At 63.8% G+C, this 10,774-nt stretch carries 11 protein-coding genes; 1 reads left to right on the top strand and 10 read right to left on the bottom strand.

Going from position 1 to position 10,774, the window contains the following annotated elements:
• On the top strand, positions 1-870 hold an 870-nt coding region (locus tag RJ1_RS15830), incomplete at its 5' end, for a zinc-dependent alcohol dehydrogenase family protein (protein ID WP_073361373.1).
• A gap of 117 nt (positions 871-987) precedes the next feature.
• Here the strand turns inward: RJ1_RS15830 and RJ1_RS15825 are convergent.
• The 10 genes from RJ1_RS15825 to RJ1_RS15780 form a co-directional block, all read right to left on the bottom strand.
• Positions 988-2,331 (bottom strand): cytochrome P450, encoded by a 1,344-nt coding sequence (locus tag RJ1_RS15825; RefSeq protein ID WP_073361367.1) that lies wholly within the window; start codon positions 2,329-2,331, stop codon positions 988-990.
• A gap of 153 nt (positions 2,332-2,484) precedes the next feature.
• Positions 2,485-2,913: a PaaI family thioesterase gene (locus tag RJ1_RS15820; RefSeq protein ID WP_073361365.1), complete on the bottom strand. Its 429-nt coding sequence runs from the start codon at positions 2,911-2,913 to the stop codon at positions 2,485-2,487.
• A complete protein-coding gene (locus RJ1_RS15815; RefSeq protein ID WP_240320105.1) occupies positions 2,885-4,519 on the bottom strand; it encodes a fatty acyl-AMP ligase in 1,635 nt (544 codons plus the stop codon). Before RJ1_RS15815 ends, RJ1_RS15820 begins: the two co-directional genes overlap by 29 nt.
• A 33-nt stretch (positions 4,520-4,552) precedes the next feature.
• Entirely contained in the window at positions 4,553-5,740 is a 1,188-nt protein-coding gene (locus RJ1_RS15810; RefSeq protein ID WP_073361363.1) for a cytochrome P450, read from the bottom strand.
• Positions 5,737-6,585 carry a class I SAM-dependent methyltransferase gene (locus RJ1_RS15805; protein ID WP_073361361.1) on the bottom strand — a complete coding sequence of 283 codons (849 nt, stop codon included), beginning with the start codon at positions 6,583-6,585 and terminating at the stop codon, positions 5,737-5,739. The genes RJ1_RS15810 and RJ1_RS15805 overlap by 4 nt, the downstream gene beginning before the upstream one ends.
• Complete coding sequence (locus RJ1_RS15800; protein ID WP_073361359.1) at positions 6,586-6,837, bottom strand: acyl carrier protein; 252 nt, start codon at positions 6,835-6,837, stop codon at positions 6,586-6,588.
• Positions 6,838-6,850: 13 nt separating this feature from the next.
• Complete coding sequence (locus RJ1_RS15795; RefSeq protein ID WP_073361357.1) at positions 6,851-7,777, bottom strand: acyl-CoA desaturase; 927 nt, start codon at positions 7,775-7,777, stop codon at positions 6,851-6,853.
• 550 nt (positions 7,778-8,327) lie between these two features.
• Positions 8,328-9,788, bottom strand: a complete 1,461-nt coding sequence (locus RJ1_RS15790) for a CYTH and CHAD domain-containing protein (RefSeq protein WP_073361369.1) — start codon at positions 9,786-9,788, stop codon at positions 8,328-8,330.
• A gap of 496 nt (positions 9,789-10,284) precedes the next feature.
• Positions 10,285-10,464 carry a hypothetical protein gene (locus tag RJ1_RS15785; RefSeq protein WP_162850398.1) on the bottom strand — a complete coding sequence of 60 codons (180 nt, stop codon included), beginning with the start codon at positions 10,462-10,464 and terminating at the stop codon, positions 10,285-10,287.
• Between the two features lie 93 nt (positions 10,465-10,557).
• Positions 10,558-10,774: zinc ribbon domain-containing protein (locus RJ1_RS15780; RefSeq protein WP_218026504.1), on the bottom strand; the 217-nt coding region annotated here is incomplete at its 5' end.

Raw genomic sequence — 10,774 nt, 5'->3', positions numbered from 1 at the left:
ATCCGCGGGAGATACGGATTCACCCCGGAGTTCCCGACCGTGCCCGGAATCGAATCCGTCGGTGTGATCGACGAACTCGGCAGCGGCACAGACGGTCTGACCGTCGGGCAACGCGTCATCACGATCGGAGTCACGGGCACGTGGCAGGAGTATGTTGTCGCCGATGCCGGGCGGGTCCTGCCTGTTCCCGCCGGGATGAGCGATTCCACGGCCGCTCAGATTCTCGCCAATCCTCTCACCGCCGTGATCTTGACCGGTGATGAGCTCGATGTTCGACAGGGTGAATGGCTCCTGCAGACCGCGGCCGGTTCCACCGTGGGCCAGTCGGTCATCCAACTCGGGGTGCACGTCGGCTTCAAGACCCTCAACGTGGTCCGCCGCCGATCCGCTGTCGAGGAGATCCTCGCGCTGGGCGGCACCGCGGTGATTTGCACGGAGGATGAAGACCTGCGCGAACGGGTGGCCGACATCGCAGGCCCGGACGGTGTGTCCAAGGCGATCGACTGTGTCAGCGGTCAGGTGGGTGCGGACGTGTCGCGTGCGCTGGCACCGCACGGTGAGCTGGTCGTCTACGGTGCGCTGTCCACGCACCGCCAAACCGATCCCGACAAACTCACCATCCCGATCTTCGCGCGTTCACTGATCTACGAGACAAAGACCGTTCGGGGGTTCTGGCTGTTCCGCTGGTTCGCCGAGACCCCGCAGGATCGGATGGTTGCAGCGATCGATCGGACAGTTCGGCTCGCCGACAGCGGCGCGTTGCGCGTGCCGGAGGGCCAGCCGATCCCCGTCGAAAAGTTCAGCGAAGCCGTTGATTTGGCCGAAGCTCCCGAACACGGGGGCAAACCGCTGCTGGTGTTCGAGCCGTAGAAGGCGGACATATCCGACAAGCCCGAGCCGACGGCCTCTGACGAGATTTCGCGAAAGGCCTCCGCCTACTTTTACCACGCGGGCACGATAGACAGAGGCAAGTGCGGTCTGAGGGATTCAGGTGTTGCGCCGGTGCACCACGATGCGGCCGCCGTTCTTCGGTGTGAACGCGACCCCGCGTGAGTGCCACTTCTCACCTGCCGCCGCTGTGGTCTCGATGGTGAAGTGCCGCAGTACTGTTCGTAGCACAACATCCATCTCCATATTGGCGAATGCGGCCCCTACACAGCGTCGGGTCCCGCCACCGAACGGTATCCAGGCGTTCGTGTCGGGTCGGACGCCGACGAAGCGCTGGGGATCGAACTTTCCGGGGTCGGGAAATGCTGCTGCATCCTTGTGTATCTCTGAGATGCTGACGACGATCGTGTAGCCCTGTGGGACCACCCATTCGCCGAGCTCGAACACAGGCGCGTACACGTGCCGGCCGGCGAAGTCGATGACGGTGGTAGTTCGCTGCACCTCGAGAATGGTCGCCTGGCGCAGTTCGTTGTCGTCGGTGTCCGCCTCGGCGGCCAGCGCGGCGAGCGCCTCCGGGTGCCGACTCAGCCGCTCGAAGGCCCAGCCCAGGGTGGACGCTGTGGTTTCGTGGCCGGCGGCCAGCAACGTGAGCAACTCGTCGCCGATGTCCTGGCGCGGCATGACCGAACCGTCCTCGTAAGTGCTGCGCAACATCATCGCGAGAACATCCGTCCGGGCGTCGAAGCTCGGGTCGGCTTCGGCATCGTTGATCAACGTGTCGATGACGGCGTCGTACCGGCGCCTCTTCTCGGCGGCCTGACCCCAGGGGCTGTAGCGACCGTAGGTGCGCTTCGGCGTCGGGAGCACGGCCAGTCGTGAACTCAGCGTGACCCACGGCGGTATGAGCCGTCGCAGTTCGTGCAACTCTGCGCCACCGGCCCCGAACACTGCGCGCAGGATGACGTTGAGGGTGATCCGCATCATCGGCTCGAGGGTTTCGAACTCGTCGCCCTCCGGCCAGTCGGACGTCTCGTGCAGCGTCTCTTCCTCGATGATCTGCTCGTAGTTCTTGATGCTTTTGCCGTGGAACGGCGGAGTCAGCAGTCGCCGACGCCTGCGGTGATCCGCACCGTCGAGCGCGAACACCGAGCCTGGACCCAGCACCCTGCTCAGGTTGGGCTGGATGTTGCCGACGTCGACGGGGTTGGCGGTGAAGAGTTGCTTCGCAAGCCCCGGATCGGCGACCACCACGGTCCGGCCGAATACTGGGAGGTCGAGGGTGAATGCCGTGCCGTAGCGGCGGGAGAGCGTCTCCATCGTCCGTCGCCGGGAGAGCGTGAATGCAATCTTCTGCAAGGCCTTCGGGATGCGTGGTGCTGGCGGCAGTTCAACCGCGGGCAGCGGGAACGCGGCCTGCTGGTCGACAGGTGGTGCTTCGCTCATCCGGTGGCACTCCCTAACGATCGTGTGGTACATGCGTGTACCACGGTTGTGTCGAGCACGGTACCGTGCAACCAAGTTCTTGCCGGTCGAGACTGGCCCGCAACGGGTCCACACCCGGAACCATCACCTCAACCCGAACACCTCGAGGGATCGTCATTCCTTCGCCAACGGCACATTACGCATCGTGACCAGCGCGGTCGCGCAATGAATTTCGCCCGCGTAGACGTCGACCGCGGACACCGTGATCGCGCTGCCCGGTTTGACGACCCGTCCGCGTGCAATGAGGTTGTCACCCTCGGCCGGTGCGAGCAGCTTGACGGTGTAGTCGGCGGTCATGTTCACCCAGCCGACGGGCAGCAGCGTACCTGCGGCAGCGCCGCCTGCGAAGTCAGCCAGTGAGCCGATGACGCCACCCTGGAAGAAGCCGTTGTGTTCGGTCAGTTCCTTGCGGTACGGCTGGACGAGCTCGACCTCACCGGGCGCGATCTGACCAAAGTTGAAGCCGAGATACACCGCTGCGGGCATTGTCAGCACCGCCGTCTTCACGAATTGCTCAAACTCGGGATTCTTCGCAATCAACATCGAAACCGCCTTCCAGATAGCACTTCTTGGCCGCACTTCGCATGATCTTTCCGCTGCTCGTCTTCTGCAATCGACCCGGCGCGCTCAACACGAGGTCCGCCACAGCGACTTCGTGTTCACGGATGATCGCTGCACGGATCGCGCCGGCTATATCAGGGCGCTCTTCCCGAACCTCGGCGACGACCACGAGCCGGTCGGTGTCGACGCCGGAAATCGCGAACGCGGCGCATGCACCGGGACGCACAAGGGGATGCGCCGACTGCGCGGTCAGCTCGATGTCGTGCGGGTACACGTTGCGGCCACGAATGATGATCAGATCCTTGACGCGTCCGACGACGTACAGTTCTTCGTCGATCACAACCCCGAGATCGCCGGTGTGCAGATATCCGTCAGCAAATGTATCCGGACTGCGCCCGTTCCAATAGCCCTGCGCGACTTGCTCTCCAGCCACCCAGATCTCGCCGATCCGGTGCGGCTCCGACGGCTGTCGCGTATGCGGGTCGACGATTCGGATGTCCGCCTCGGGAACTCCGGACCCGACAAGTGTCCGACCCTGCCCCGGCACGACGTGGCCGCGGCCAAGCTCGTCGCGGTCCGCATCGAGGTATCTGGGGCCCCGACCTTTGCGGCTACCACTGACGAACAGCGTTGCCTCCGCCAGGCCATAGCACGGGTACAGTGCGTTCGCGTCGAATCCGTACGGGGCGAACGTCTCCGCGAACCGGCGCAGCGACTCCGGCCGGATGGGTTCCGCCCCGTTGAACGCGACCCGCCAGCTGCTCAGGTCGAGGTCGGAAAGGTCGCGGCGCTGCGCATGTGCGACGCAGACATCGAAGGCGAAGTTCGGCCCGCCACTCGAGTGGGCTCGGTACTTCGAGATCGCCGACAACCACAGCAGCGGCCTGCGAATGAACGCCCCGGGTGACATCAGATAGCTCGTTGCACCGAGGTGTAAGGGCTGCAGAACATTCCCGATCAGCCCCTGATCGTGGAACAGCGGTGCCCATCCAACGAATGTCGACTCCTCGTCGTGGCCCATCGCGCGCTGGATCTGCTCCTGATTCGCGGCGAGGTTTCCGTGGGAGACCATCACGCCCTTGGGCGCCGACGTCGATCCGGACGTGTACTGCAGGAAGGCGATGGATGCTGCGTCGCATCGATCAGGCTCGAGGGTCCCGTCGGGATCGACGTCGTCAAGGCTCGTGAGCACCATCGCCGGGTCGCAGTCGGCGATGATATTGCGTGTCGCGTCGTGGATACGATGGTTGCGCGGCGGGCTCACAGGAACGGCGATCACGTGCGCGTAGAGACACCCGACGTACGCAACGACGAAGTCGAGTCCGGGCGGAATCATCAGTATCACGCGGTCACCCTGCGCGCATCGTTCACGCAGATATGCGGCAACAGCCATCGCGCGGAAATGCAGTTCGCTGTAGGTGAGTAGCTCGGCCTCCGCTCCGCGCTCGTCGAGAAAGACGTAGGCGCAGTCGTCTGGCTGGTCTGCAGCGCGGGCCTGCAGGATGTCAGGAAGCAATCGCATCATGCGCCTCTCCAGTGTGTCCACCATGCGCGCGGCGATGGCACCGCGATGGGTGGTGCCGGTCATCGCCGCCATCGGTGGGGGAAGTCGGCAGAAGGTTCACAGTGCCACCGGAAGGTGCTTCAATCCGCGGACAATGAAACTGTGATCCTGCCACTGGTGCCGGTCGGTCAACAGACGCAGACCCTCGGCTCGCCGATACAGGGTCTCGAATGCGACCTCAGCCTGCAGTGTGGCCAGCGCCCCACCGAGGCACCCGTGCATGCCGTGCCCGAATGCGAGGTGTTCTTCGTCATTTCGAGTGATGTCGAACCGGTCCGGGTCGGCGAACACCTCGGGATCACGGTTGGCGGCACCGATGCACAACAGCACCTGATCGCCCGCTCGAATCCGGCCGACGTCGCGCGTCGCCACCCGCTTGGTCAGTTGAAGCGGACTGTCGTAGCGCAAGGCTTCTCTGACTGCACCTTGTGCGAGAACCGGCAAGGCACGCAGCTGGCGGTCTTGGTCAGGATTCAGCAGTAGTGCACGAAGACCGTTTCCGACGAGGGATTTCGTTGTCTCGTTGCCCGCGACGAAGCACATGATGCAGACGAAGATCAATTCTTCATCGCTCAACCTGTCGCCACCCGCCGTTTCCTCGGCCAGCAGCCGGCTGATGAGGTCGTCGCCCGGTTGCGCGCGCCGCTGGGCGATCACCTCTGCCAAAGCCTGCGCGAACTCCTCGACGACGGTATGGACGTGCCTGAGGTCATGGCCCTGCATCAGCCCCGGTTCGAGCAGAAACCGGATGTCGTGTGTCCATTGCCCGACGTGTGCGCGGATGCTGCCCCGCAACGCGAGCCAGTCGCACATCACCTGGATCGGGAGTGGCGCCGCGAAGTCGGCGATGGCGTCCATTTCGCCACGGTCCCGCGCATCCTGGAGGAGTTGCTCGGCGACAAGGGTGATGCGGGGCCGGAGCGCCGCGATCGACTGCGCCGTGAACACCCGGTTCACCAGCGCGCGCAGCCGGGCGTGGTCAGGATTGTCGGTAAAGACGAGCGACTTCGTCGCCAGCCGCTCGATCCGACCCACCTCACCCGGTGCGAACCTGTCCGCCTGCCGCCGAATCAACTGCGGAATCAACCCCGCACTGAACGACCGATCCCGCATCACCGCCTTCACGTCCGCATGGCGGGTCAGCACCCACATGCCCAGCGTCTTATGCGCCGGCGCCTCGCGAAGCTGGCGATACGTTTGATAGGGGTCGCGCCGGACGTCGGCACTGAACGGGTTGAACCTCATCGGAAATGCCTGTCGGAGTATGGCCGGAGCACGATCCGCAGCAGGCAGATCTTGCCCATCCGGAATCCGAGGGCGGACAGTTTCAGGTAGTGCTCGTACCGGGCGACCACATCGGCGCCGACGAGATCAACGGCATCGGTGCGATGTCGACGGAGTCTGCGCGCCCACTCCTCGCATGTCCACGCGTAGTCGAGCCGCCCATTGTGGACCGCCTGGATCTCGAAGATCCCTTCCGCTGCGGTAGCGATCTCCGCAAACGTGGGTAGATCGGCATTCGGGAAGATGTCCTGCTGCACGAACTGGTTGGCGCTGTCGCGGGACATGTTCGCGTACGCAATGGTCTGCAGCGACATCATGCCGTCCTCGTGCAGCCAGCCGCGGCACCTGTCGAAGAAGTCGCGATACACCCGAACCTTCTCGACGACCGAATCATCGGGTTTTGCGAAGTGTTCGAACGCACCGATCGAGACGATACCGTCGAAATGGGCGTCGGGCTCATAGTCCAGCCAGTTCTCGATTCGGACGTCAACACCCCGGTAGTCCCGCGAACGTACGTACGCCGCCTGCTCGTCACTGAGCGTCAGTCCGACCGCTCGTTCGACTCCGCTGTCCGATAGTCGTTTCAGCATCGCACCCCACCCACAACCGATGTCCAGTACCCGCGTCGCGCTGGCGGCGGCGATCGCGTCCAGGTGGAATTGCAACTTCCGGTCCTGCGCCGCATCGAGTGCGTCGTCGGCGCCGTCAGGGATCGCGCAGGAATAGGTAAGCGAGCTGTCCAGCCACAAACGGTAGAAGCTGTTCCCGACGTCGTAATGGTGCCGGATGGCGGTGGCAGCGTCCATCTACGCCACGTCCTGCCGAACGTGCTCGTGGACGTACTTGCCGACGGCGTTAAGGGTCGGGTTCTCGAACAATTCCTCGGGAGGAAGGTCGACGCCGTAGTGTTCCTCGATCTCGATCAACAGCGAGACCGCCAGCGGCGAGTCCAAGCCGAGGCGATCGAAGTCTGCATCCGGATCGATGGATTCAGGTGTGACGTCAAGTAGGTTCGCGAGGTACTCCTGGCACCACCGCACGATCTCGTCGCGAGTCATTTCCAATGATTCCTTACGCTGCTGTGCGCTTTGCTTGCATGCGCTGTGTGGTGGGTAACCCGACGTCCCAGGTGAGACCGAACACGGCGAGAAGTCTGATCAACCAGTACCCCGGATCGAGCCGGTACCAGTCGAGACCGAAGGACGCCGACTCGGGAAAGGCGTGATGGTTGTTGTGCCACGATTCGCCGAACGAGATCAAGGCGAAAATGCCGCCGTTGCGGCTGTTCTCCCGAGACTCGTACGGACGCGTGCCGTACATGTGGAGGAACGAGTTGATTGCCCAGATGGTGTGCTCGAGAACAAAAATCCGCACGAGGCCACCCCAGAGGAATCCGCTGACGATGCCGGCCCAGCTCTGGTACACGAGCCCGCAGGCGATCGCCGGTACCGCGAGCCCGAGCCCCACCCAGTAGTAGTACGGCCGAGCAACTTTCACCAGCCACCGATTCTTCAGGAGGTCAGGTGCGTAGTGGGCGATGTTCGGGTACTCATGGCGACGCATCCACAGGAAGTGCGAATGCGTCAAGCCACGAACACGACCCAGCACACTGTGTCCGAAGAGATTGGGCGAGTGTGGATCCCCCTCTCGATCGCTGCACTCGTGGTGGCGCCGGTGAATGGCGACCCAGGACACCACACCACCCTGGCCGGCCATCGAACCGGCGATCGTCAACGCGGCCTGCACTGAAGCCGAGGCCTTGAACGTGCGATGCGTGAACAAGCGATGGTAGCCAACGGAAATCCCCAGGCCGGTGACCAGCCACATCACGAAGAGCAGGACGAGTTCCGCCACACCGACGGGGTGCACCCGGAGAAACCCGATCGCCGCCGCCACACCGAAGAACGGCAGAACGTCGAACAACAGAAAGTGACGAGTTTGCAACCGATACAGGTAGGGGTTGCTGATTGTCGTTCGTGTGGAACTCGGTTCATTCATTGTCAATCCCCGATGAGTCGATCCCGATACGTGGCGGGTGTACGCAGATCACCCTGCCGATTCATCGGGGTGTCAGCATCTCGGGTTCGTAGTTCCTATCGCACGAGTGCTGCCCATAATCCTGCCGGTGGATGCCCTCGTCCCACATCTTCCGTGTGTTATCCACGGCGATTGAGTTCGTCTTCGAGCGACCACCCGAGGGTTCACCGTCGTCGGCCATCCGTGCCAGTAGGCCTTCGGATCGTGCGGATATCCGCGCCACCAGCCACGTCGAATCGCCACTGCTCGAGCGATCCGACATCGACCTCGCCACCAGTGGCGGTTCCGTTCGCGGAGTGCGTCCCAGGAGCGCGTGATGTTTTCGCGCGATCAGTGCCCGGCGATGTACTTCTCGAGCTTCTGCAGTTGCGCACTGAGTGAGATGCAACCGGACGCTGCCCGCCCGAATGTAATTCCTCGGCGATAGTGATGAACGAGACGATGTGCCTGAATTCCATAGTCACTCCCCGACGGCGAGCGGTGAATGAATGACCAGACACACCGCGTTGCGTCAGGTCGTCAGCCGGGTCGCACGGGTGCGGGCATGTTGCGCGGCTTGCTGTTCGAGGCCGTAGAGCAGGCCGAAAGTGAACCCGTTTTCCCCGGGAGTCGTGCCGGCGCGGGCTCCGAGAGTGCGGAGGATCCCGGCGGAGACGACACTGTCCTGGTGCTCGCCGAGCACTTCCTGCAGTTTCTTGTACTTGGCCACCTTCTTCTTCGCAGGCTTCTTGCCGAGAACCGGGGCCGCGAGTTCCGCGGCATATCGAGCGCGTTTGGCGGCTTTGCGGGCGCTGTGGAGCGCTTCGTCGTTGGCATCGGCTGCGGCGGCGGTGACCCTCTGGACTGCCTTCCGTTCCGCCTTCCGGGATCCCTTCTCGATCGGCTTGCCTTCGGCCACCGCCTCCGTCAGCGGCGGGCTGGTCCGCCACGACGTCAACGCGGCGAGCAGTTTCCGGTACCGGTCACCGTTCAGCGCCTCCATCACCACGGCACGGTGGTGGAGTTGTTCGGCAAGCAGATCACTCTCGATCCGGGCGGCCACCGGACCCATCACCAGTTCGGATGGGAGCCCGGCGACGGCGGTCGCCAACCGTTGCCGTTGCACCTGCCGGTCCCGAACCTGGCCGAGCAGTCCCGCGTACCACGACAATTCTTCGTCGAGCCAATCCCCGGATGTCGGGTCGATCAGGGTGCTGTATACGCGCAGGGTGCTGCGCAGACGCCGGATACCGACACGAGTGGGATGGACCGGGTCGTGTCCGCGCCTCAATGCCACGTCGCCGGCGACGATCGCCTGGATCTGTGCCTCGAGATATGCAAGCAGCGCAGCCCGCGCGGAGTCACCCGTCGCGTCGACGGTGCGGGTTGGGGAGTCGTCGTCGGACAAAGCCCGGTCCAGTTTCGATACCCGTTGCGACGGCTGCGCAGCGCCACGGGTGAGGCGTTTGCCGATCCGCTTCAACAATTTCTCGTCGCCGCCCTCGCCGAGTTCGACCTCGACCTCACGCCACTGACTGGCCCGGGCACTGTCCCCGACCGCGGTTGCCTGGACCCGATCGTCGGCCACCTCGGCCAGCAGGGTGTCGTGCCGGTCGTAGAGGCAGTGTGCGCTCCGAACGGTCGAGATCAGGGCCACCGGGTGCAGGGGTTTGCCGAGGGCCACGCCCGCGACCAGGTCCGCCAACTCGGCAGGTACCGTGTCCCCATCGTCGGGTGGAAGCCGGATCTCGGTGCGCTCCTTGTCGGCGGGGACCTTCAGATGCCAACCGGCGTCGGCGCCCCCGGACCGTCGACGCAGCGTCACATGGTGCCGGAACAGGTCCTGATCGGCGGTGTCGTAGTAGACGCTGTCCAGGTTGATCGTGGTCTGCTCGATGTGACCGTCGTCTGGGATCGCCTTCGCGAGATCCGGGATCGAGAAATCCGAATCCACCTCGTACTTGTCTTCACGCTCAGGCTGCGCCTCGAGCACGGTTCCCATGACACCTCACCACGTTTCGATATTGACCACGTCCGCGATCGAATCGATCCGAACACACCCCGGGTACCCAGCCGCAGCCTAGGTGAACAGGCAATGAACAACCAGGAAACGCGAAATTTCGCACCGGTACGGATCGTGGCGTTCCTGTCCGGTCTCAGCGTGCACACCGGGCTGACCGCCACGTGGCGGCAGGCCGAACTTGCCCGGGCCGCGCGCGGCACAGAGCGGTCTTCTCCGTCCGGTGTGCGCGGGCTTCGGCGCCGTCGACTTACACGGAGAGGACCTCGACTTCTGCGATCGGCATCGCGAAGAAGACACGTGCCTGCGCGATGTCCCGGCCCTGTTCCGTCGGTGTCAACCGACTATCTCCCGGTGCGCGGCAACGCACCGCGGGCTCGGCGCGATGGTCCGATCGGTGAGTGCGTGCAAGCCACCGACAGCCTCGTCGAGCCGGCAAACGAGATCGCGGGTGGGCGAGCAGTTGCCGTCAATGTCCGCTCGCAGATTCACCCGTGAAAACAGTGCATTCACGTTCATCCCGTGAAAACAGTGCATTCACGCCGGGGCGGGACGACAATTCGAAGATGAACGCCACCACCGAAGAGCAGCACATCAGTGTGGTGCGCCAACGCTTGGCACGGCGGTTTCCGTCACCGTCGATTCCCATGTGTTGACGTCCTCTCGGCCGTGAACGACCGAGATTCCCCTCGAGACTCGCGTCCCGAGGTTCCTGTTTCACCGACAGTCGCCTCCCCGCACTTCATGTGCGGGGAGGTCTCACATCATCTCCGCAGGCTGCCACCGTCAGTCCGACGGCCACAATGTTCTTCGCCGCATTCACATCCCGATCATGGACGACACTGCATCGGCACGTCCACTCCCGCACGTTCAGCGGCATCATCGACGCGATCGCCCCACACACCGAGCAGGTCTTCGACGACGGACAGAACCGGTCGATCACCACCACCCGCCGCCCA

Origin of the sequence: Rhodococcus jostii NBRC 16295 (genome assembly GCF_001894825.1) — a bacterium.
In the GTDB taxonomy this organism is placed as follows: domain Bacteria; phylum Actinomycetota; class Actinomycetes; order Mycobacteriales; family Mycobacteriaceae; genus Rhodococcus_F; species Rhodococcus_F jostii.
The sequence above is the reverse complement of the archived record's forward strand: the minus strand, read 5'-3'. Positions and strand labels throughout refer to the sequence as shown.